The organism is Actinoallomurus oryzae, from assembly GCF_039541955.1.
Lineage (GTDB): Bacteria > Actinomycetota > Actinomycetes > Streptosporangiales > Streptosporangiaceae > Actinoallomurus > Actinoallomurus oryzae.
This window is the reverse complement of record NZ_BAABHF010000007.1, coordinates 92,577-115,300: the sequence shown is the minus strand read 5'-3', so window position 1 is coordinate 115,300 and position 22,724 is coordinate 92,577. Positions and strand designations below refer to the sequence as shown.

17 protein-coding genes are annotated in these 22,724 nt (G+C 73.8%); 8 read left to right on the top strand and 9 right to left on the bottom strand.

Annotated elements, in window-relative coordinates:
- Positions 1 to 142: 142 nt before the first annotated feature.
- Together ABEA10_RS01575 and ABEA10_RS01570 are read right to left on the bottom strand one after the other, a co-directional pair.
- Complete coding sequence (locus tag ABEA10_RS01575) at positions 143 to 1,726, bottom strand: FAD-dependent oxidoreductase (protein ID WP_345456294.1); 1,584 nt, start codon at positions 1,724 to 1,726, stop codon at positions 143 to 145.
- 142 nt (positions 1,727 to 1,868) lie between these two features.
- Positions 1,869 to 3,845, bottom strand: a complete 1,977-nt coding sequence (locus ABEA10_RS01570; RefSeq protein ID WP_345456291.1) for a CHASE3 domain-containing protein — start codon at positions 3,843 to 3,845, stop codon at positions 1,869 to 1,871.
- Between the two features lie 82 nt (positions 3,846 to 3,927).
- Between ABEA10_RS01570 and ABEA10_RS01565 the strand changes: the two genes are divergently transcribed.
- Positions 3,928 to 4,587: a response regulator transcription factor gene (locus tag ABEA10_RS01565; RefSeq protein ID WP_329241450.1), complete on the top strand. Its 660-nt coding sequence runs from the start codon at positions 3,928 to 3,930 to the stop codon at positions 4,585 to 4,587.
- Between the two features lie 2 nt (positions 4,588 to 4,589).
- Here ABEA10_RS01565 and ABEA10_RS01560 read toward each other — a convergent pair whose 3' ends face one another.
- Positions 4,590 to 4,979, bottom strand: coding sequence for a response regulator (locus ABEA10_RS01560; protein WP_345456286.1), 390 nt, complete (start codon positions 4,977 to 4,979; stop codon positions 4,590 to 4,592).
- A gap of 272 nt (positions 4,980 to 5,251) precedes the next feature.
- Between ABEA10_RS01560 and ABEA10_RS01555 the strand changes: the two genes are divergently transcribed.
- The gene (locus ABEA10_RS01555) at positions 5,252 to 5,449 is read left to right on the top strand and encodes a DUF5999 family protein (protein ID WP_285570522.1); all 198 of its coding nucleotides are present in this window, start codon (positions 5,252 to 5,254) and stop codon (positions 5,447 to 5,449) included.
- A 287-nt stretch (positions 5,450 to 5,736) separates the two neighbouring features.
- On the opposite strand, the gene nudC is transcribed toward ABEA10_RS01555, so the two are convergent.
- Together nudC and ABEA10_RS01545 are read right to left on the bottom strand one after the other, a co-directional pair.
- Entirely contained in the window at positions 5,737 to 6,633 is an 897-nt protein-coding gene (gene nudC / locus ABEA10_RS01550) for an NAD(+) diphosphatase (protein ID WP_345456280.1), read from the bottom strand.
- On the bottom strand, positions 6,630 to 8,018 hold the full coding sequence (locus ABEA10_RS01545; RefSeq protein ID WP_345456277.1) for a dipeptidase: 1,389 nt from the start codon (positions 8,016 to 8,018) through the stop codon (positions 6,630 to 6,632). The genes nudC and ABEA10_RS01545 overlap by 4 nt, the downstream gene beginning before the upstream one ends.
- Positions 8,019 to 8,064: 46 nt before the next feature.
- Here ABEA10_RS01545 and ABEA10_RS01540 point away from each other — a divergent pair, with 46 nt between their 5' ends.
- Positions 8,065 to 8,334, top strand: a complete 270-nt coding sequence (locus ABEA10_RS01540) for a DUF4031 domain-containing protein (RefSeq protein WP_329241460.1) — start codon at positions 8,065 to 8,067, stop codon at positions 8,332 to 8,334.
- On the opposite strand, the gene ABEA10_RS01535 is transcribed toward ABEA10_RS01540, so the two are convergent.
- Together ABEA10_RS01535 and ABEA10_RS01530 are read right to left on the bottom strand one after the other, a co-directional pair.
- A complete protein-coding gene (locus ABEA10_RS01535) occupies positions 8,288 to 8,908 on the bottom strand; it encodes an HD domain-containing protein (RefSeq protein WP_345456274.1) in 621 nt (206 codons plus the stop codon). The two genes, ABEA10_RS01540 and ABEA10_RS01535, sit on opposite strands and share 47 nt — an antisense overlap.
- The gene (locus ABEA10_RS01530) at positions 8,908 to 9,699 is read right to left on the bottom strand and encodes an ABC transporter ATP-binding protein (protein WP_345456271.1); all 792 of its coding nucleotides are present in this window, start codon (positions 9,697 to 9,699) and stop codon (positions 8,908 to 8,910) included. The genes ABEA10_RS01535 and ABEA10_RS01530 overlap by 1 nt, the downstream gene beginning before the upstream one ends.
- A 264-nt stretch (positions 9,700 to 9,963) precedes the next feature.
- Here ABEA10_RS01530 and ABEA10_RS01525 point away from each other — a divergent pair, with 264 nt between their 5' ends.
- From ABEA10_RS01525 to ABEA10_RS01505, 5 genes are read left to right on the top strand one after another with little or no spacing between them, the layout of a single operon-like run.
- Entirely contained in the window at positions 9,964 to 11,076 is a 1,113-nt protein-coding gene (locus ABEA10_RS01525; protein ID WP_345456268.1) for a siderophore biosynthesis protein, read from the top strand.
- On the top strand, positions 11,073 to 12,629 hold the full coding sequence (locus tag ABEA10_RS01520) for an IucA/IucC family protein (RefSeq protein ID WP_345456265.1): 1,557 nt from the start codon (positions 11,073 to 11,075) through the stop codon (positions 12,627 to 12,629). Before ABEA10_RS01525 ends, ABEA10_RS01520 begins: the two co-directional genes overlap by 4 nt.
- Positions 12,626 to 14,257, top strand: coding sequence for an IucA/IucC family protein (locus ABEA10_RS01515; RefSeq protein ID WP_345456262.1), 1,632 nt, complete (start codon positions 12,626 to 12,628; stop codon positions 14,255 to 14,257). The genes ABEA10_RS01520 and ABEA10_RS01515 overlap by 4 nt, the downstream gene beginning before the upstream one ends.
- A complete protein-coding gene (locus ABEA10_RS01510) occupies positions 14,257 to 15,357 on the top strand; it encodes an alanine racemase (protein WP_345456259.1) in 1,101 nt (366 codons plus the stop codon). The genes ABEA10_RS01515 and ABEA10_RS01510 overlap by 1 nt, the downstream gene beginning before the upstream one ends.
- 19 nt (positions 15,358 to 15,376) lie before the next feature.
- Positions 15,377 to 16,012: an endo alpha-1,4 polygalactosaminidase gene (locus ABEA10_RS01505; protein WP_345456319.1), complete on the top strand. Its 636-nt coding sequence runs from the start codon at positions 15,377 to 15,379 to the stop codon at positions 16,010 to 16,012.
- A gap of 103 nt (positions 16,013 to 16,115) precedes the next feature.
- On the opposite strand, the gene ABEA10_RS01500 is transcribed toward ABEA10_RS01505, so the two are convergent.
- Together ABEA10_RS01500 and ABEA10_RS01495 are read right to left on the bottom strand one after the other, a co-directional pair.
- Entirely contained in the window at positions 16,116 to 19,436 is a 3,321-nt protein-coding gene (locus ABEA10_RS01500; RefSeq protein ID WP_345456256.1) for an ATP-dependent helicase, read from the bottom strand.
- A gap of 64 nt (positions 19,437 to 19,500) precedes the next feature.
- Positions 19,501 to 22,650, bottom strand: coding sequence for an ATP-dependent helicase (locus ABEA10_RS01495; protein ID WP_345456254.1), 3,150 nt, complete (start codon positions 22,648 to 22,650; stop codon positions 19,501 to 19,503).
- Positions 22,651 to 22,724: the final 74 nt, after the last annotated feature.

Sequence of the window (22,724 nt, the reverse complement as noted above, 5' to 3'; positions counted from 1 at the left end):
CGCACATCGTGTTGCTTCACCGCCGTTTCTTTTTGGTTTCCATGTGTTTACGCCCATATGAGCCCGGACGTCAAGAGGAAGACCCCGCGAACCACACATTCGGGCGTGGGAATCGCGGGGTCCGGAGTGTTCCGCTCGGCCGTCAGCGGCAGAGCAGCCGGCGCAGCACGCCGGCGACATCGGCGCGAGGTCCGGCGTCTTCGCAGCGCCAGGCGACGAATCCGTCGGGCCGCACGAGAAGGGCGCCCTCCGGTCCGATGCCGTGGCGTGCCTCGAGGTCGTCTCCGTCGAGGTCCTCGCCGAACCGGTGGACGTCGATCGGCAGGTCCAGCTCACGCCCGGCCTCCTCGGCGGCCCTCGGCCAGTCGCCGGCCGGGCCGGACAGCAGCACCCACCGCCGCCCGTACAGGTCGAGAGTGGACATCGGCCGGCCGGCCACGCGGACCGGCACGTGCGGCGCGCGGTGGCCGGGCCGCCCGCCCAGCTCGCGCGGGAGCAGCGGCCGGCCGGCGCCGCCTCCGGCCACCGCCGCCGACCGGTAGCCGTAGCCGAACACGATCGCGTCCGTCTCGACCAGCTCGGCCGGCCGGCCGTCCCCGAGCCCCATCCGGCCCCCGGCGTGCGCCTGAGCCTGGGTCAGGGTCAGGGCGCCGACCGGCCGGCGCTCCGCGTCGTAGGTGTCGAGCAGCGCCGGCCCGGCCTGGCCGCCCAGCACCGCGGCGAGCTTCCAGGCGAGGTTGTGCGCGTCCTGCACGCAGGTGTTCCCGCCGAGGCCGCCGGTCGGCGGCACGATGTGCGCGGCGTCGCCCGCGATGAGGATCCGGCCCACGCGGTAGTCGCGGGCGAGCCGGGCACCGAGCGTGAAACCGAGGACCTTCGTCTCGGTGCCCGGAATCTGCGGGCGGATCGTCACCTCGGCGTCCGGTGTACCGGCCGCCTCGCGCAGCAGGGCGGCGCAACGCTCGGGCGGATAGTCGGCCGGCGACTCGTCATCCGGCGAGTATCCGACGCCGAAGATCCAGCGCTTCCCCGCCTCATCGTGGGCCATCAGCACGGTTCCGGGGCGCGGATGGTTCAGGTAGGCGATGCTGACCGGCCGCCCGCGCAGCGCCGGCGTGAGGTCGGCGTCGGCCATGACGGTGACCACGTGGGCCAGCACGCCGGGACCGTCGACCGGCACGCCCAGCCGCTCGCGGATCCCGCCGGCCGCGCCGTCCGCGGCGACCAGATGGCCGGCCCGGATCGTCTCGGCCGTACCGTCGCGCAGATCGGTGATCACGGCCGTGACGCCGTCCGCGTCCTGACTGAGATCGCTCAGCTCGGTGGAGAACCGGATGTCGGCGCCGAGTTCCTCGGCTCGCGCCCGCAGGAGGATCTCCAGGCGGTCCTGGTCGATGGCCTCGTACGAGCACGGGCTCGCGTCCGGGTCGAACCCGGTGTCCGGCTCGTCCGGCCTGACGTACTCCTCGTCGGCGAGGGTCCGCGCGATCACCGGGGACCAGTCGCGGCTGGTGAAACCCGCCTTCTTCACCGCCGACTCCAGCCCGACCTGGCGGAGCAGCTCCATCGTCCGCGGGTTCACCCCGCGCAGCCGCGGATGGATCAGCAGGTCCGGGTGCCGCTCGACGAGCACGCAGGGCACGCCGTGCCAGGCGAGGAACACCGCGGCGGACAGGCCGGTCAGCGCTCCGCCGACGATCAGGACAGGAATGTTTCGCTGTGACATCTCGGACTCCCATCAAGTAATGACGCGAGTTCAGATTGCTCTGAAAGCGAGAGAAAATCAAGTCATATCTCGTTCGCGGGACCGGGTGGGGATCCGAGGCGGCCCGCGTCATCCGGCCGGCCGTCGGCCGTGAGGAGTGCGGTCAGGCCCCGTATCGCGGCGAACGGCCCGGCCAGAGGGGAATCCGGATGTCGAGCCTGGTGCACGTGCCGTCCGGGCTGTCGACCTCGATCGTGCCGCCGAGCGCCTCGACGCGGTCCTTCAGGCCGATGAGACCCGAGCCGCCGGGGTCGGGGATGGCTCCGCCGGTCCCGTCGTCCTCCACGCGCAGGCTGATCCCCTCGTCGACGACGTCGAGCCGGACACGTACCACGGAGGCGGACGCGTGGCCGGTCGCGTTCGTCACCGCCTCCGCGACGATGTAGTAGACGGCCACCTCGATCCGTTCGTCGAGGCGCCCGTCGATGTTCAGTTCCAGCTCCACCGGGATCCCGGCCCGGCGGGCGAGCGTCTTGATGGCGGGGCGCAGGCCGGCCTTGGACAGGATCGCCGGGTGCAGGCCCCGGGAGATCTCCTGCAGGTCCTCCAGCACGCCGGAGAGGCCCTCGACGGTCGTGGAGAGCCGCTCGCGCAGCGTGTTCTGGCCGTCGGGGACGACCGCCTCGGCCGCGCGCAGCTCCAGGCCCAGGGACACGAGCCGCTGCTGGGCGCCGTCGTGCAGGTCGCGCTCGATCCGGCGGCGGGTCTCGTCGGAGGCGGCCACCAGGCGGGCACGGGCGGCGGTGAGCTTCGCGCGGGTCTCGGCATTGGCGATCGCGGTGCCGACCAGCTCGGTGTACTCGGTCATGCGCGCCTCGATGCCCTCGGGCTGGGGCTCCTCCGCCGTCGTGAAGGCGATCATCACGCCCCACCGGCGGCCCTCGACCACGACGGGGCAGCCGGCCCCGGACCTGACCCCGCGCGTCCGCGCCCAGACACCGATCCCGCTGGTGGCGCGCTGGTAATCGGTCATGCGGGCCGGGCGGCCGGTCCGCTCCACCGACGACTCCAGGCTCCGGCCCTCCAGCGACCAGCGCGAACCGACGGGCGGGGCGGCCTCGCCGCACTCATCCGACTTCCAGGAACCGACCACCGTCTCCATCCGGTCGGGCTCGAAACGGTTGATCACGACGAAGTCCGCGCCCAGGATGTGGCCCAGCTCGGCGGCGACCGTCTCGAACACCTCGTGCGGGGAGACCCCGCGCGCCACGAGCGTGGCCACGCGGCGCAGCGCCGCCTGCTCATCGGCGATCCGGCAGAGCCGGTGGTGGCTCATCTCCAGCGAGCGCGCCATCGTGTTGAACGAGCGTTCGAGCAGGCCGATCTCGCCGAGCGACGTCTCGGGCATGCGGACGCCCAGCTCTCCGCGGGCCAGGTCGGCCGCCATGATCGACGCGCGGCGCACCGGGCGTACGAGGGCGCGCGTCAGGTAGGAGGTGAAGAGCAGGGCCAGCGTGATCGAGCTCACCGCCGCCGCGCCCGCCATGGCCATGGCCCGCCGCGACGCCGTCAGCGAACGCTGCTGGTTGTGGGAGGTGACCGATCGCTGGACGGTCACGAACCGGTCGAAGTCGGAGCGCAGGGCGGCGAGCCGCCGCTGCCCCTCCGCGACCGCCTGGGCGGATGACACGCCCGGCTGCCGCCCCTGCTGCAACGCGGTCACGAGCGGCACCGAGAAGTCCTCGAGGAAGGACGTCGCGGCACGCGCGATCGTATCGGCGCGTTTCGCCTGGTCGGGATTGATCTCGGCGGCCACCCGCCGGAACTTCGCCGCCTGGCCGGGAAGGGCGGCGCGGGCGGCCTTCCAGGGCTTCAGGAACATCTCGTCATGGGTGATCTGATACCCGCGCGCACCCGACTGCAACTCCACGACGAGCCGGTCGAGGCGGTTCGAGGCGGCGAGCACCTCCTCCGACCGGCCCGACAGCGTCGCCGCGTGGCGCAGCCCTGCGATCGCCCCGGCGAAGAGCAGGAAGGTCGCGGCCATCAGGAGCGCGAACAGCGCGGTCGCGATGATCACCCGCCGGCTCAGCCCCCGTGGAGCGACGCCCCTCGACTGCGGGGACGCCCATCCGATCACTGCTCATCCTCTCGACCAGCGGATACTGGCCGATAATGAGATTAGGGTTGGTGTGGAATCACTCTACGTGCGGAGGAGAGTGATGGTCGAACGTAAGGCGCGGATCGCCCTGGCCGAAGACGACGTGCTGCTCCGCGCGGGACTCGCGAGTCTCCTCGAACGGTCGGGGTTCGAGATCGTCGCGCAGGCGGGCGACGGCGAGGAGCTCATCGCCGCCGTGCGCGAACACCGGCCCGACGTCGCCATCGTCGACATTCGCATGCCTCCGGCGTACGAGACCGAGGGGCTGGACGCGGCCCAGGTGATCCGCCGGGAGTTCCCCGCGATCGGAATCCTCCTGCTGTCGGCCCATGTCGAGGTCGACCAGGCGACCGAGCTGCTCGCCGCCGGCCAGCGGGTCGGCTACCTGCTGAAGAGCCGGGTCACCGAGGTGCGGGAGTTCATCGAGACGGTGGAGCGGATCGCCCAGGGCGGCTCGGTGGTCGACCCGGGGCTGGTCCAGGAGCTGCTGACCGCCCGGCACAAGGACGATCCTTTGGAGGGCCTGACCGAACGCGAGCGCGAGGTGCTCACGCTGATGGCCGAGGGGCGGTCGAACGCGGGAATCGCCAACCGCCTGTGGATCACCGAGGGCACGGTGGAGAAGCACGTACGCAGCATTCTGGCGCGGATGCAGCTGCCGGAGACCGAGGACGACCACAGGCGTGTGCTCGCCGTGATCACCTTCCTGGACAACCGGTAAATCTAGCCGGGCTGCTCGGAGGAGGCCCGGTCGATCTCGCCGATCATCTTGCGGAGCGCCGGGCCGGACAGCTCCGACTTGGGCAGGAAGCCGAGTGCCGCGCTGCCCGCGACGATGTCGGCGAAGTCGTCCGCCGGATAGGTGGAGATCAGGATCACGACCGGTTTGGAGGGCGACTCGTCGATCAGCAGACCGGCGAGCTCGACGCCGCACTCGTCGCCGAGACAGACGTCGACGAGGGCCACGGTGGGACGGAGTTCACCGACCTTCTCAAGCGCCTCCTGGCCATCTGACGCGACACCGACAACGTTGATACCGTCACGCTCGAGAACCCCGCGGGCGGTCTCGAGGAAACGGTCGTTGTCGTCAACGATCAGACAGCGCATGTCCATGACCCCAGTCTGGCGACTCGATGGCCGAATACGCATTGCCGCTAACCGGAATATAGGCCCTCCCGCTGGCCGGGCGCCACTGGTGATCCCGCGAAAGCCCAGGTCACAGCCCCGTCCAGTGCCGCCGAATCGGGCGTATACCGGCTAGCAGGGGGGTGGGCACTGGCGCTGGCAGGACAGGCAAATGGGGGCTGGCCGCGCAGACACGACGCGCCGGAGGCGCGATTGTGGAGGCATAACCCCAGCCGACCAGCCAGAGAGGAGAAGACGTCATGTGCCAGCACTGGCCGCAGTGCCCCGAAGCCACTGCCGAGGACCACACCGCCGCACGCGTCATCTCCGCGCACCCGGAGCAGGGCTGGAGCCTGCTCTGCAACGGTGTCGTGGTCTTCGACGACACCGGCGAGCTGTTCCCGGACGGGCACACCGTGTCGCCCCACCCCGCCCGTCCGTTGACGCTCGCCGCCTGAGACCCGTCAGCCACAGAACGAGCAAAGGACCGCACCATGCGCCGCATCCGCGTCAAGGTCCGCCGGCCGCGCGCCGTCCCGCTCCCCGAGCTCGACCTTCGTTCCCCGTCCGGTCGCCTGCTCCCCTACTGAGCGGCCGGCCCCCGGTCGAGCCCCTGCGCCCCCAACCCGACGGCCGCCCCGGGCCGAACGGACCGCCGTACGGTCTGGCGACGTTGGCCCCCGTCGACCAGGCCGTACGGCCGGCTCCCCCTCCCCCATCCCACGCGGCGGCGGCGGGTTGCCCCTCACCACTCACCGGGCAACTCGTCGCCGTACCAGCGTTCGATGAGCTGCCGGGCGATCGAGATCCGGCCGGGCAGCCCCAGCTCCCCCGACTCCGTGGCGGCCCGCAGCTCCTCCCGGGTGAACCAGCGGGCGCTCTTGATCTCCTCGCCGTCCACGCGCAGATCCTGACCGTCGTACGCGCGGGCGAAGAACCCCAGCATGAGGCTGCGCGGCAGGGGCCACGGCTGGCTGCCGAGGTAACGGCAGTCGTGCACCTCCACCCCCACCTCCTCACGGACCTCACGTGCCACCGCCTGCTCCAGCGACTCTCCCGGTTCCACGAACCCCGCCAGGATCGACATCCGTCGCGCCGGCCACTTGTGGCTGCTGGCCAGCAGCATCCGCTCGTCGTCGTGCACCAGCATGATCACTGCCGGGTCCGTACGGGGGAAGTGCTCCGAGCCGTCCACCGTGCAGACCCGGATGTGGCCCGCGGACGCCGGCGCGGTGACGGCGCCGCAGCGCGGGCAGTGCGTGTGGGTCTCGTGCCAGTTCTGCAGCGCGACGGCCTGGGTGAGCAGGCCGGCGTCGCGGTCGTTGAGCCGCGCGCCGACCGCGCGCAGGCCCGCCGGCTCGGTGCCCTCGATCGCGGGCAGTGGGGCCGACACCGCGAAGTAGGCGGTCTCCTCGCCGTCGACGCCCAGCAGGTAGCGCTCGCCCTCGGGCGCCTGCTCCGGCGGGACGAACACCAGCGCCGGCTCGGGCCGTACGAGCGCCTTGCCTCCCTCGACCACGATGACCCGCGTGCGGGGATTCGCCCAGGTCTCCGCAAGCCACGCGTCGTCACGACGGCGCTCGCCGACGCGGTCGAGCGCCCCGCGGGAGAGCGCCAGCCATCCCAGCGTGCTTTCGATCATGAGACGAACTCGTGCCAGAGGTAGGCGGCGGCTTCGGCGCCCTTGAGCAGCAGCGGCTTGTCCACCTTCTCGTTGGGCGCGTGGATGCGGTCCTCGTCCAGCCCGACCGCGATGAAGACCAGCGGTGCCTCCAGGACGTCGGCGAGGTCGGCCTCGGGGCCGCTGCCGCCCTCGCGGGTGAACAGCACCTCCGTGCCGAACGCGCGCTCCATCGCCCGCCGGGCCGCCCGTACGCCCGCGGAGTCGATCGGCGAGAAGCACGGGCGCACGCCGCCGCTGGGGAACCTCACGCGCGCCTCCACCCCGGGCGGGGTGTGCTCCTCGACATAGGCGGCGAACGCCTCCTGCACCGCCTTCGGGTCCTGGCCCGCGACCAGCCGGAACGACAGCTTGGCGTGCGCCTCGCGCGGCACGATCGTCTTGCCGCCCGGACCGGTGTGGCCGCCCCACATGCCGTTGATCTCGGCGGTGGGCCGCGCCCAGACCCGCTCCAGCGTGGTGAAGCCCTCCTCGCCGAAGGCCGCCCGGCTCTCGCCGGCCGTCTCCAGCCACGCGGCCTCGTCGAACGGCAGCCGCGCGAACAGCTCCCGCTCCTCGTCCGTGAGCTCCACGACGCCGTCGTAGAAGCCCTTGAGCGTGACGCGGTTCCGCTCGTCGTGCAGGCCCGCGAGCAGCGACGTCATGGCGTGCAGCGGGTTGGGCACCGCGCCGCCGAACGAGCCGGAGTGCAGGTCGGAGGACGGCCCGTACAGCGAGACCTCCGCCTCGGTGAGGCCCCGCATGCCGGTGCACAGGGACGGCACGTCGGCGGCCCACATGGTCGTGTCGCTGATCACGACGGCGTCGCAGGCCAGCCGGTCGCGGCGGTCGCGCAGGAGCTGGGCGAAGTGCGGCGAGCCGGACTCCTCCTCGCCCTCGACCAGCATCTTGATCGTGACCGGGGGCGCGGTGGTGCCGCTCGCGGCGAGGTTCGCCTTCAGCCCGAGCGTATGGAAGAGCACCTGCCCCTTGTCGTCGGACGCACCGCGGCCGACGATCTGGTCGCCCCGCTCGACCGGCTCGAACGGCGCGGTCTCCCACTCGGCGAGCGGTTCGACCGGCTGCACGTCGTGGTGGCCGTAGACGACGACGGTCGGCGCGGCGGGATCGGCCGCGGGCCACTCGGCGAACACGGCCGGCAGGCCGGGGGCGTCCTGTGTGCCGGTCTCCCAGATCTCCACGACGGGGAACCCGGTCTCGCGCAGATGCGCTTGGAGCCATTCCGCGGAGCGCCGCACGTCACCGCGGCGCGCGGGGTCACCGGAGATCGACGGGATCGCGAGCCACTCCTTCAGCGTGGTGAAGAAACCGCTCGCGTTGGCCTCGATGTATTCGCGTACGTCCATTGAACCGCTTCCTCGCAGGTGCGACGTCTTCTGGCACTCTAATGCCGTGACCGTCTTCATCGACCGCCCCCTGTGGCCCGCCCGCGGACGGTTGTGGTCCCACATGGTCAGCGACACGTCGTTCGCGGAGCTGCACGACTTCGCCGCGCGGCTCGGCATGCCGCCCCGCGCCTTCGAACGCGACCACTACGACGTGCCCGCCGACCTGTACGAACCCGCACTTCGGCTGGGCGCGGAGCCGATCGGGTCACAGGAGCTCGTGGCGCGCCTCATCCGGGCGGGACTGCGCCGCCGGAAGCACTCCCCAGGAGCATGAGCTCGGTCTCGACGTTGTGCCGTGCGGCGGCCTCCCAGCGCTCACGCGCGGGCGCCGTACGGTACAGCGCGGGCAGGGCGAGCAGGCCGCGCAGGATCTCCGCGCGGCCGGCGCGGAAGGCCTCGTCCGGCACCGCGGCGTACTCCTCGCGGACGGCGGCGGCGTAGTCCGCGTAGCGGTCCGGAGGCGCGGCGAGGACGGCCAGGTCGGCGTCGCACAGCACGGCGCCGTCGCGGTCGCCCTCCGCCGGGTCGTGGGTCGCGGTCAGCCGTACGAGGCGGGCCACCTCGGCGACCGTCGCGGCGGACAGGTCGGTGTCGGCGAGCATCCGCTCGGCCAGCACGGCGCTGCGCTCCTCGTTGTCACCACGCGTCGGGTCGTAGACCGCGTCGTGGAACCAGGCCGCGAGGCGCACGGTGCCGGCGTCGGCGGCCTCGCCGGCCAGCTCGTCGACGTGGTCGAGCACCTCGGCGAGGTGCCGGGTGGTGTGGTAGCGGCGGTGCGGCTCGGCGTAGCGGCGCAGCAGCTCGGCGCCGAGCGGCTCCGGGCCCGGCCAGCGCGGCAGCAGGTCCATCAGGAGGCGCGGGCGGTCCAGCGTCCGCCGGCCCGCTCGATGGTGATGGGGTGGTCGAAGCAGGCGCTGATCAGCTCGGTCGTCAGGACGCCGTCGGCCGCTCCGGAGGCGAGCACCCGGCCCTGCCGGAGCAGGATCGCGTGGGTGGTGCTGGCCGGGAGCTCTTCGAGATGGTGGGTGACGAGCACGCTGGTCAGCGACGGCTGGGCGCGCCGAAGACCGTCGATCGAGCTCAGCAGCCGCTCTCGCGCCGCGACGTCGAGCCCGGTGGCGGGCTCGTCGAGCAGGAGCAGCCGGGGTTGCGGCATGAGGGCGCGGGCGATGAGCGTGCGGCCGCGCTCGCCGTGGGACAGCGTCGGCCAGCGGGCCTCGCGGCGGGGCGCCAGCCCGAGCAGTTCGATGAGCTCCTCCGCGCGGTCGAGCTGCTCCGGCTCGGGCTTCCAGTGCGGCACCAGCTCGATGCTGCCGGTCAGCCCGGTGAGGATGATCTCGTGGACGGTGCGGGCGGACCGCAGCGGGTGGTTGGGGTTGACGTGCCCGATCAGGGCGCGCAGCTCGCGTACGTCCACCCGGCCGAGGCGGCGGCCCAGCACGTCCACCCATCCGCTCGTCGGATGCTGGTACGCGCCGAGCAGGCTGAGCAGCGTGGACTTGCCGGCGCCGTTGGCGCCGAGCAGGGCCCAGTGCTCGCCCTCGCGCATGGTCAGGGAGACGTCGTCGAGCAGGGCCCGGCGGTCGCGCACGAACCGGACGTCCCCGGTCTGCAGCACAGTCGGCTTCGAAGCGTTCATCGCCTGGCAGGCTATCCAAGCGCCGGTCGCGCGAGAGCCGCCGGGCACCGGTGATGAGCCGAGCGCCGGTCGCGCGAGAGCCGCCGGGCATCGGTGGGCCCAGGGCCTGTCTCAAAGCCCCGCTTCGAGACAGGCCCGGTGCCGCCGCGCCCGCGAGACACGCGCGGCGTTCGTGTTGCGCCGGACCGTGAGCGCGCGCCACTATGGTCACCCTGAGCTTAGGTAAGCCTTACCTCACTCCAGCTTCGACGAACCGGGGGACCCGTGCGGCTCTACATCGTGGCCGGCAAGCAGACCGACTCGGTGACACACGGGTTCCTCCCGGCCGCCGCCGCGCTCGGCCTGGACGTCACGCTGCTGACCGACCGCGAGTGGCCGGCGGAGACCCTCCGCTGCGACGTCACGGACTTCCGGTCGATCGTCACCGCCGTCACCCGCGCCGGCGAGCCCGCGGCGATCTTCTCCAACAGCGACCACCTGCAGACGCCGGCGGCGCTGGCCGCGGAGTTCTTCGGCCTGCCGGCCAAGGACTGGCGCGCCACCCTGCGCGCCAAGAACAAGGCGCTCATGCGCCGCGCGCTCGGCGGGGTGTACGCCGTCGAGCTGTGGCCCGGAGAGGAGCCGCCCGGCGACGCGCCCTACCCGCTCGTGGTCAAGCCGCGCGAGGGCGTGGCCAGCGAGGACGTCTTCCTCGTCGGCGATCCGGACGAGCTGAAGGCCCGGTGCGCCGAGATCTGGGCCCGCCGGCCCGAGGCGCTCGTCGCCGAGGAGTACCTCCCCGGCGCGCTGCACACGCTCGAGACCCTGAACGGCCAGGTCCTCGGCGGGTTCCGCACGACGCTGTTGCCCCCGCCGCACTTCGTCGAGGAACGTCTCGACTGGACGGCGCCGCCCTGCGCCGGCGAGGTCCTGGCCGCCCTGCGCACGCTGGGAGTCGGTCTCGGCGCCTGCCACACCGAGTACGTCGTGCACGAGGGCCGCGCCCGCGTCGTCGAGGTGAACTACCGGATCATCGGCGACCACTGCGACTTCCTGCTCGGCGAGCTGCTCGGCGTGCCGATCTTCGAATTAGTGCTCCGCGCCCACCTCGGCGAGCCGGTGCCGCCCGTACCGGCCGCCACCGGGCACGCCGCGGTCGACTCGGTGATCGCGGACCGGCCCGGCACCCTGGCCTCCGCGCCGGAGCGCCAGGAGCACGCGGCCCACGGCGTACGGCTCGCCTACTGGCCGGTCCGCGCGCCCGGCGACCTGATCGAGCCGACCCGCACCAACCGCGACTACCTCGGCATGATCCGCGCGATCGGCCCCGACGCCGCCGCGGTCGACGCGGCGATCCGCGCGTTCCGTGAGCGGAACACATGGGAGATCGTCCCTTGACCGGCGAGACCGTCGCGCCCGCGCGGTCCCGCGAACGCGAGGTCTACCTCGCCACTCGCGTGCTCGACGCGCTCCTGCGCGAGGACTACGGCCGGCTGTCGCGGCACGTCGCGGACGGGCGGCTGACGCTGCCGGGCGGGCGCGCCGTCGCGCTGACGGGTGAGCGCGACGGGACGGGCCGCCACCCCGGTTTCCTGGCCGCACACGTGGTCGACGACGACGCGCTCACCCTCGACGAGGTGCTCGCGGCCACCCGCGCGCTCGCCGACCCCCGCGACGACGTCGCCGCGTTCGAGCGCGAGTGCCGTGAGGCGCTGCGCGCGCTCCGCCTGTACGACGCGGTACGGCCGCGCCCCGGCGGCGTGACCCGCTACGAGGCGCTCGCCGCCGCCGTCGACCACCCGGTCTATCCGACCGCGCGGTGCCGCCTGGGCCTGGAAGAGCGCGACCTGCTCGCCTACGCTCCGGAGTTCGGCCCGTCGTTCCGGCTCTGCTGGACCGCCGTGCCGCGGTCCAGCTGCCAGGGCGTGCGCCCGGACTGGTGGCCCACGGCCGCCGACCTGGGCCTGCCGGACGGGACCGACGTGTTCCCGGTGCACCCGCTGACGGCCCGGCTGCTCCCCACCGTCACCGGCCCCGCGGTGACCGTACGGCCCACGCTGTCCATGCGGACGGTGGCCGTCGGGTCGCGCGAGCAGCTCAAGCTGCCGCTGCCGACGAGCACGCTCGGCCTGCGCAACCGCCGCGTGATCATGCCGGGCACGCTCTCCGACGGCGCCCTGGTCGAACGCCTGCTCCGCGCCGTCGTCGAGCGCGAGAACGCACCCGTCCTCCTCGCCGACGAACAGACCTACGGGCACGCCGACGACCCGCTCCGCGGTTACCTGCTGCGGCGGATGCCGGCCGACGGCGTCCCGGTCGCGGCCCTGCTCGCCCGCCCGCCGGAGGGCCGCTACGTCATCGAGGAGCTGACCGGCGACGTGGCCGCCTTCTTCGGCGACTACCTGGAGGCGCTGTTCCGCTGGAACGTCCCGCTGCTGACGCGGTACGGCATCGCGCTGGAGGCGCACCAGCAGAACGTCTCGATCGTCCCCGGGCCGCCGATACGCCTGATGATCAAGGACAACGACGGGGCGCTCATCGACCTGCGGCGCCTCGGCGACGCGCTCGGCGAGGCGCCCGGCCCCGGTGAGTTCGCCGACCAGCGGCTGCCGACCGCCGATCCGGAGGCCCTGGCCAAGGTCTTCGTCACGATCACCGTGCACCTGTGCGCGGGCGCCATCGCCTTCGGCCTCGCCGAACGCGGCCTGCTGCCCCTCGCCACGGGCCTGGAGCTGATCCGCGACCGTCTCGACGCGGCGCTCACCGCGCACGACCCCACCGGTTTCCTGCGCGCCCGGACCCTCGATGCCGACCGGCTGCCCGGCAAGGCCATGGTCACCGCCGGCACTCTCGTCGGCAAGGACCGTACCGGCGCCGAGGACATCAACAAGCACTACGGTCCCTCCGGGCCGAACTACCTGAAGAACTATCCGAAGAGGTCCGCGTCTTGACGTCGCTCGCCCACGCCGTTCCCGTCCGGCCGGTGCCGGCCCCGCCGCCCCCGCGCGCCGACGCCGGTGAGATCACCGCGCTCGCCCTGCTCAACTGCGCGGTACGCGAGCTGTGCGCGCCGGAACGCCAGATCTGGCCGGCCCACCCGTACCTCGTCGTGCGGCTGCCCCGCGTCGGCGCGATGTTGCGGGCGCGGCTGCTGCGTCCGCCGGTGATGACCCCGCGACTCGCCGCGCCGGTCGAGGAGCTGCGCGACGGCTGGGTCCCGCTCGGCTGGCGACGGCTCGCCGAGCTGGTCGCCGGGGAGCTGGAGCTGACGACCGGTGAGGCCAACCCGGAGTTCGCCGAGCAGGTCGCGGCGAGCCACGACGCCGTCGAGACGATGATCGGCGAAGGCCGGCCGCCGGAGACCGACCCGTACCTCGACTCGGAGCAGGCCCTGATCGCCGGGCACCGGTTCCACCCCTCGCCCAAGGCGCGGCAGGGCGCGGACTGGCCGTCCTACGCCCCCGAGACCGGCCGCCGCTTCCCGCTGCGCTGGCTCGCGGTGCGCGAGGACGCGGTCGCCGAGGAGGGCGACGTCACGCTGCTGGACCGGATCGGCCCGCCGGTGCGCGCCGGCTACCGCGTGCTGCCCGCGCACCCCTGGCAGCTCGCGCTGCTCGCCCCCGCCTCGGACGCGATCATCGACCTGGGCCCGTACGGCCCGGAGGCCGCGCCGACCTCCTCGGTGCGCACCGTGTACGTGCCCGACGCGTTCCTGAAGTTCAGCCTCGACGTGCGCATCACCAACTGCGTGCGCAAGAACGCCTGGTACGAACTGCCCGGCGCGGTGGCGCTGACCCGCGCGCTGCGGCCGGTGTTCGACGGACTGCCGGCCGGGCTGCTCGGCGAGCCCGGCTACCGTACGGTCTCGGTCGGTGACCCGCGGCTGCACGAGGGGCTCGGCGTCATCGTCCGCGAGGGCGTCCGGGGCTTCGCGGGCACGCCGCTGCTCGCCGCCGCCATCGCCGACCCGTACGCCCGCAGCGGCGCCGCCGTCGCCCGGCTGCTCGGCGGCTCCTCCCCCGAGCACCTGCTGGCCTGGTGGGACGCCTACGTCCGCCACGTCGCCCCGCCGGTGCTGCGCGCCTACCTCGACCACGGCGTCGTCCTCGAACCCCACCTGCAGAACGTCCTGGTCGCCGTGGACGCCGACGGCATGCCCATGCAGGCGATCTTCCGCGACCTGGAGGGCACCAAGCTGCTGCCCGGACCGTGGGCGTCGTTCCTCGGCGAACTGCCCGGACCGGTGGCGCGCGCGATGACCTACGAGCCGGAGCGCGGCTGGGACCGCGTGGTGTACTGCCTGTTCGTCAACCATCTCGCCGAGGTCGCCGCGGCCGTCGCGGACCTGTGCCCGGCGCTGGAGCGCGAGCTGTGGCGGCTGGCCCGCCACCACGTCGCCCGGTGCGCCGAGGACGCGCCGGCCGTGCCCGGCGGCGCGGCCCGGCTGCGCGCCCTGCTCGCGGGCGTGCCCCTGCCCGCCAAGGCCAACCTGCGCACGCGCTGGGCCCGCGACGCCGACCGCGCCGCGCCCTACGTCGCCGTGTCCAACCCCCTCGCCGACCTCGCCGTGAGCCCGTGATGATCCCCGACGCCGTGCGGGAGCGGGCGCTGTCGGCCGAGCCGCCCGCCTACGTCTACGACCTCGCCGGCCTGGCCGCGCACGCCGCCGCGATCCGCGCGGCGGTCCCCGCGGAGCTGTACTACGCGGCCAAGGCCAACCCCGACGCACGGATCCTGACGGCGCTCGCCCCGCACGTCGACGGGGTGGAGGTCTCCTCGGGCGGCGAACTGGCCCACGTGCGCGCGGTGCTGCCGGAGGCCCGGCTGGCGTTCGGCGGGCCGGGCAAGACCGAGGCGGAGCTGGCCGCGGCGACCGCCGTGCACCGGATCCACGTCGAGTCGCCGCTGGAGCTGCGGCACCTGGCCGCGCTGCGCCGCGAGGCGGACGTGCTGCTGCGGGTGAACCTGCCCCTCGCGGCGGCCGGGGCGTCGCTGCGGATGAGCGGGCCGTTCGGCATGGACGCCGAGGCGCTCGGGCGCTGCCTGGACCTGCTGGCCGAGGCGCCCTGGCTGCGGCTGCGCGGCATGCACGCCCATCTGGCGTCGGGCCTGGAGGCGGAGCCGCTGCTGGAGGTGGCGGCCCACGTGCTCGGCTGGGCGCGGTCGTGGCTGGAGAGCCCGGCCGAGGTCAACGTCGGCGGCGGCATGGCCGTCGACTACCGGGACCCCGGGCGCCGGTTCGACTGGGCGGCGTACGGGTCGGGGCTGGCCGCGCTGCGGCGGCCCGGTGAGGTCCTGCGCATCGAGCCGGGCCGCGCGGTCACGGCCTACTGCGGCTGGTACGTCACCGACGTGCTGGACGTCAAGCGCACCCACGGAGCGTCGTACGCCGTGCTGCGCGGCGGCACCCACCACCTGCGCACGCCGGCGGCCAAGGGACACGACCAGCCGTTCACCGTGCTGCCCGTGGGCGACGGCGAGAGCGTGGGCGGCCCGGTGACGCTCGTGGGCCAGCTGTGCACGCCCAAGGACGTCTTCGCCCGCGACGTGGCCGTGGAACGCATCGCGGTCGGCGACGTCGTGGCCTTCGCGATGGCCGGGGCGTACGCCTGGAACATCTCCCACCACGACTTCCTGATGCACCCCAAGCCGTCGGTCCACTACGTCGGGCCCGGTTAGCGCCCGGCGTCCCGGGCCGATACCTTCCGCGCATGGCCGTCTTCCGGAGTCGTCCGCGCCGGGCCGCGCTGGTGATCGGCGCGGCGGTGGTCGTCGCCGTCGCGGTGATCGCCGTCGTGCTCGTACGGGACTCCTCGCCGGAAAGCGGCGGCACCGAGCCGTCCCGCCCCGCACGGGGCGCGAGGCGCTCCTGGACGTCTCGACGCCCGACCGGCGGGCCGCGGCCGCCGCGATCGTGGGCGCCTGGATCGACGGCTGCGCGCACCGGGGCTTCCAGGCGGTGGAGCCGGACAACCTCGACTCCTACGAGCGGTCCGGCGGACGGCTGACCCCAGGCGACAACGTCGCGTTCGCCGCCCTCCTGGCCCGCCGCGCCCACGCCGACGGCCTGGCCATCGGGCAGAAGAACACCGCCGAGTTGCTGTCCCGCCGCCAGAGCATCGGCTTCGACTTCGCCGTCGCCGAGGAGTGCGGCCGCTACGACGAGTGCGACCGCTACGCGTCGGCGTACCCGGGCCGCGTCTTCGACATCGAGTACCGCGAGCGCGACCTGAAGGCGGCCTGCCGCGACCGCGACGGCCGGCTGTCGGTCGTCCTGCGCGACCGCGACGTCAGCCCGCCGGGCGCCCCGTCGCACCGCTTCGCGACCTGCTGACCCCGTTCAGGCCGGGCGGCGACTCCAGCTGCTGTCGGATCCGGTCGGCCATTTCGTCGCGTCGGGCGTGGCCGAGGTCTTCGTCCTTCCGGCCGGCGCGGCGTCAGGCCGAGGGGATGCGGCCCAGCAGCTCGGTGAGGCCGTCCTCGTCCAGCAGGTCGGCGGGGCGTACGGTCACGTTCGCGGCGACGTAGTGGAACGCGGCGCTCACCCGCTCGACGGCGACTCCGGCGAGCCGGGCCCAGGCCAGCCGGTACGCCGCGAGCTGGACGCCGGCGACGCGCGCCTCCTCCCCGGAGGGCGGGCGGCCGGTCTTCCAGTCGACCACCTCGTAGCCGCCGCCCTCGACCCGGAACACGGCGTCCATCCGGCCGCGGATCAGCCGGTCGCCGATCAGCGTCTCGAACGGCACCTCGATGTCGTACGGCTCGCGGTCGGCCCAGGCGCTGGCCTCGAACGCCTTTTGCAGCGCCTCGAGCTGCCCGTCGGCCGCGGCGCCCTCGTCGGAGGCGCCGGGCAGGTCGTCCAGGTCGAGCAGCCGCTGCTGGCCCCAGCGCGACTCCAGCCAGCGGTGGAACGCGGTGCCGCGCCGGGCGTACGGGGCGGGCGGGCGTGGCAGCGGGCGGCGGATCTGGCGCGCCAGCGCGGCCGGGTCGCGGGCCAGCGTGACCAGTGACGAGACCGACAGGTGCGCGGGCAGGTCGACGGCCAGGCCGTCGTTGCCGCGGGCGCGGTCGCGCTCGGCGAGGAGCAGCTCGACGTCGCGCGCCCACGCCGAGACGCGCCGCCGGTCGGCCTCGGCGAGGGGCGCGTAGGCGGTGGGGCGGGAGCGGCCCCGCATCGCGTCCTCGACCATGCGGGCACCCTCGGCGATCGCGGCGTGGCGCTCGTCCGCGGGCGGCCCCTGCGGATCTTCCTGCCAGGGGTTCGGCGGGGCGACCGGCCAGGTGGCGGTCTCCTGCTCGGCGAGGAGGGGGTTCTCCTCGCCGATCGGCTCGTCGGCCCAGTAGCCGACCTGGCCCGCGCCGGCCTCGCAGGCCTCGCGGATCTCCTCCAGGAACGGCGAGGGCTGAAGCGAGCGGCTCCCCGTGCCCCAGCGGTAGCCGGTCGCGATGAGCAGGTGCTTGGCGCGGGTGACCGCGACATAGGCCAGCCGGCGCTCCTCACGCACGTCGCGTTCGGCGGTGGCGGTGTTGAAGGTCTCGATGTCGCCCTTGGTCAGGCCGGGCAGCGCGGGCAGGTCGACCCGGTCGCCGCGCAGTGGGTACGGCAGGGCGCGGGCGTTGGTGGTCCAGCGCGAGGAGCTCTGCGGCGTGGAGGGGAAGATCGAGCCCTTGCCGGGCGCGCCGTCCTTGGTCGGGTTCACGGCCAGGCCGGGGATGGCCACGACCTCCCATTCGAGGCCCTTGGCGGCGTGCACGGTCAGGAGCTTGACGCTGTTCGTCTCCCCGACCCGCCCGGCCTCCAGCCCGAACTCCTCCGACTCCGCGGCGCTGAGGTAGGCGAGGAACGCCCCCAGCGTGGGGTCCTCGGCGTCGCCCGCGAAGGACGCCGCCGCGTCGACGAACGCGTCGAGGTCGGCGCGGGCGGTCACCGGGTCCAGTCCCGTACGCGCGGCGACCTCGATGTCGAGGCCGAGGGTGCGCTCGACCTCGGTGACCAAGTCGGGCAGGGCCAGGCCGACGTGGCGCCGCAGCACCCGCAGCTCGTCGCGCAGCCGCTCCAGCCGCGCGAAGCCCTCCGCGCTGTACGCCTCGGCCGGGCCGAGGTCGTCGAGCGCGTCGACGAGGCTGCCGTTCTCGTCGTTCAGCTCCTCGACCACCTGCCGCAGCGGGTCGGCGGTCTCCCGCTCGGGCAGGACGCCGGCCTCGGGGTCGACGTCGCGGGAGGCCTCGCGCGCCAGCTCGCGGGCGCGGCGGCCGAGCGCGACGAGGTCGCGCGGGCCGAGGCGCCAGCGCGGCCCGGTGAGCAGCCGCGCCAGCGACGCGCCGGCGGACGGGTCGTGCACGACCTTGAGCGTGGCGACGACGTCCTGCACCTCGGGCACGGTGAGCAGCCCGCCGAGGCCGACGACCTCGACCGGTATGCCGCGTGCCTCCAGCGCCGTCCTGATCAGGGGGAACTGCGAGCGTTTGCGGGCGAGGACGGCGATGTCGGACGGTTGCAGGCCGGCGCCGTGCCGCGTGACGTGGTCCCAGACCGCGCCGTCCGGGGCGATGTCGCGCGGCTGCCGCAGCAGGGCGGCCAGGCGCTCGGCCAGGCGCTCGGCCTCGTCCTCGACGGTGTCGAGCAGCGCGCACTCGATACGGCCGCGCGCCTGCTGGGCCGCGCCCGGCCACAGGCGCGGCACGTCCTTGGCCTCCTCGCGCAGCTCCGTCTGGATGCGGGCGGCGGCGTCGAGGATGCGCTCACCGTTGCGGAAGCTGGTGGACAGCTGCCGCATCGGGGCGGGGCGGTCGCCCTCGGGGAAGTCGCGGACGAAGCCGAGGAGGTTGCCCGCGCTGGCGCCGCGCCAGCCGTAGATCGACTGGCAGGGGTCGCCGACGGCCGTCACCGGGTGGCCGCCGCCGAAGATCGACTTGAGCAGGACAAGCTGCGCGTGGCTGGTGTCCTGGTACTCGTCGAGCAGCACCACGCCGTAGCGGGAGCGTTCGATCACCCCGACCTCGCGATGGTCGCGGGCGATCCGCGCGGCGAGCGCCAGTTGGTCACCGTGGTCGAGCACCTCGCGCTTGGCCTTGGCCCGCTGGTACGCCTCGACGAGCGGCAGGAGCTGCTCGCGCAGCGCCTGGGTGTCCATGATCCTGCCCTGGTGGGTCTTGGTCGGCTTCTTGACCTCGGCGAGGCGCTCGCGCAGCCACGCGCCGACCTCGCGGACGTCGCCGGGGGTGCGCAGGTGCTCCGACATCTCGCCGGCCAGCGCGATGACCGCCTTGGTGACGGTGTCGGGCGCCCACTCGACGTGGTCCATGGGCCCGTCGTAGGCGTCCACGACGCGAGCGGCGATCTGCCAGGCCACCGCGGGTGTGATGAGCCGCATGGTGGGCTCCAGCGCCGCCCGCAGCGCGTGGTCGCCGAACAGCCGCCCGGCGTACGCGTGGTACGTCGAGACGGTCGGCTCGCCGTCGAGGATCGCCGGGTCGAGGAGGTCTTCGTGCTCGCGGAGCTGCCCGAGCCGGCGGCGCACGCGCTCGGACAGCTCGGCGGCGGCCTTGCGGGTGAACGTGAGCCCGAGGACGCGTTCGGGCCGGATGAGCCCGTTGGCCACGAGCCAGACGACGCGCGCGGCCATCGTCTCGCTCTTGCCCGACCCGGCCCCGGCGATCACCGCCATCGGCGCGAGCGGCGCCTGGATGACCGCCGCCTGGTCGGGGGTGGGCTCTGGAATCCCCAGCCGCTGTGCCAGCTCCTGCGGGGTTATCACGTGAGCGAGCGTAGCGAGTGAGCCAATAGGCACAGCACGTTCGTCACAGGGCCGACGAAGGAGGTCATGTGACGTGTCCGCCGTTCTCGTGTGCCGGGCAGGAGCTCTGGACCGGGCACGTGCGGCAGTGGTCGTCGCGCTTGGCCTCGAAGACCGGGTTCGCCATGCCCTCGGCGACCCGGTCGACCAGCTTGCGCGGCCATTCGGGGTCGTCGTCGGCCGACGGCGGGCCCTGCGTCTGGACGCGGACCCGCGCGGTGTAGGCGCCCTTGCCGACCTGGATCAGCTCGGCGCCTCCCGGCTCGATCAGCCCCTTGTCGGTGAACGCGCCGAGCATCACGGCGAGCTGGTACACGCCGAGCTGCGGGTGCCGGGCGAGGTCCTCCTCGCGTACGTGGGAGCTGGAGGTCTTGATGTCGACGATCCAGGCGCGGCCCTGGTCGTCGCGCTCGGCCCGGTCGACGCGTCCGCGGATCACCACGCGCCCCAGGTCGAGGGCGAAGGACTCCTCCACGGAGACGACGTCGCGGGCCTCGGGGCGGTTGTGCCAGGCCAGGAACTTGTTCACCATCTTCTCGGCCTGGGCCCGCTGCTTGTCGGAGTACCAGACGCTGCGGAAGTCCAGGTCGTCCCAGATGTCGTCGAGACGCTTGGCGATGTCGTCGTCCGTCGCGCTCTCGTCGGTGCCGACCAGCTCGGCGACCGCGTGGATCACCTTGCCCATCGTGGCGTACTCCCCCGCGCCGCCGTCCTCGGCGCCGACGCAGGCCGCCAGCAGCCAGCGCAGCCCGCACTTCTCGAACGTCTCCACCTGTGAGGGCGACAGCACGAGCTGCTCGTCCTCGGCGAAGGCCGGCCCGTCGTGCGACAGGGCGGTCAGGGCGTACCAGCTGCGCGGATCGGCGCCCTGGACGCCGGCACGGGCCAGCCGGGCCAGGTGCCCGGCGGCGGAGCGCCGCAGCTGGGGGTCGGTGCCGGGGTCGGTCACCGCCGCACGCAGGTCGGCGACCAGGGCGCGCAGCGACAGCCACCGGGTGCGCTCGTCGAGCTGGGCGTGCTCGGCGGCGTCCGGCAGAAGCTCGCGCAGGAAGCGCGAGGGACGTTCTTCGGTGTCCTCGCCGCCGACCGCGGTGACGATGAGCCGGTGCCGGGCGCGGGTCACCGCGACGTAGAAGAGCCGGCGTTCTTCCTCCATGAGCTTGGCCGCCAGGGACGCCGCGCGTACCTCGTCGTCCTCCGGCGCGGCGGTCGCGGACTCGATCAGCTCCTCGCTGCCCAGCAGCGACCCGCGCAGCCGCAGGTCCGGCCAGACGCCCTCCTGCACGCCTGAGACGATGACGACGTCCCATTCGAGGCCCTTGGAGCGGTGCGCGGTCAGGATGCGCACGGCCTCGCCGTCGGGCGACCGCTCGGCCAGGCTGTCGCCGGGGATCTCCTGCGAGGCCAGGTCGTCGAGGAACAGCTCCGGCCCGGCCTGCGGCAGCCGGTCGGTGAACCGCGCGGCCATGTCGAACATCGCGACGACCGCGTCGAGGTCGCGGTCGGCCGCGGCGCCCCGCGCCCCGCCGCCCACGCTCTGCTCGACGAGCCGGTCGGCGAGGCCGCTCTCCTGCCACACCGTCCACAGCACCGACTCGGCGTCGCCGCCGTGGCCGGCGACCTCACGGGCGAGCCGGATGAGCCGCGCGACGCGTTCGGCGGGCTCGCGCACCCTCGGGTGGATGAGGACCAGCTCGCGCGGGTCGTTCAGCGCGCGTACGAGCAGCCGGTCGCCGGGATCGCCGTCGCGCAGGGAGGCGAGGTCGCGCAGGGCGCGCCGGAGCCGCCGCAGGCCGAGGGCGTCCGCGCCGCCGAGCGGCCCGAGGACCAGCTCCTCGGCCGCCTCCTCATCCAGCGTCTCGGGCCGCAGCGCGCCACGCAGCAGCACGATGAACGGGCGGGCCCCCGGCTCGTTGACCAGCGGCACCTCGTCACCGGCGACGATCACCGGGACGCCCGCCGCGGCCAGCGCGCGGCGCAGCGGCGGCACCTGGCGGACGGCCGAGCGGACCAGCACGGCCATCCGCGACCACGGCACGTTGTCGAGCAGGTGGGCGCGGCGCAGCTCGTCGGCGACGAGCGCGGCCTCCTGGCTGGCGCTGTCGGCCACCACCACGCGTACCGCCTGGGGGTCCTCCTCATGCTGCTCGCCGGCCGGACGCAGGTCGCGGTGCTCGCTCGTCAGGGCGCCGATCGGCAGCCGCCCGGCGATGCGGCGGGACGCCTCGAGGATCGGCGGGCTCATCCGGCGGCAGGCGCGCAGCGAGACGACGGGCGCCTCGTCACCGGTGAGGGTGCGGAACCGCTGCGGGAACTCCAGGATCCCGGTCACGTCGGCGCCGCGGAAACCGTAGATCGACTGGTCGGGGTCGCCCACGACGATGAGCTCGGCGCCCCCTCCGGCGAGCTGCCGCAGAAGGTGCTCCTGCGCCGGGTCGGTGTCCTGGTACTCGTCGACGAGGATGACGTCGTACGCCTCGCGCTCGCGCCGCCGTACGTCCTCCAGGGTCAGCAGCCCGGCGGCGGCGCGCACCAGCTCGGCGTAGTCGTAGGCCATGACCGGGTCGATGTCGAAACGCTCGTCGTAGCGGTGCAGGAACCGGCCCGCGGCGTACCAGTCGTCGCGGCCCCTGGCGCGCCCGAGCTTGACCAGCTCCTCGGGGCCGAGGCCGCGCTCGCCGGCGCGCAGGATGAAGTCGCGCAGCTCCTCGGCGAACCCGCGGGTCTTCAGCGTCTCGTGCAGCCGCCGCGGCCAGGCGCGCGCGCCGTCGGCGACCTCGCCCTGGAGCAGGCGGCGGACCTCCAGCAGGTGCTCGGGACCGGACAGCAGCCGCGGCGGCGCCTCGTCGGCGAGGACGGCCTCGCGGTTCAGCAGGGCGTACGCGTAGGAGTGGAAGGTCAGCGCCAGCGGCGTGCGCGTGGTGCGGCGCAGCCGGGCCGTGATGCGCTCGCGCACCTCGCCCGCCGCCTTGCGGCCGAAGGTCAGGACCAGCACCCGCTCGGGGTCCACGCCGCGGTGCTCGATGCGGTCGACCACGGTCTCCACGATCGTGGTGGTCTTGCCGGTGCCGGGCCCGGCCAGCACGAGCAGCGGCCCGCCGGCGTGCGCGACGACACGCCGCTGGTGCTCGTCGAGCACCGGCGGAGGCGCCTGCGCCGGTCCGGCGCGTCGCACGAGTCGGTAGGACGCTGGTGACACAACAATCGATTCCAGCAGATCATCGGGACTGCGCTGGCCAAGACGCACCC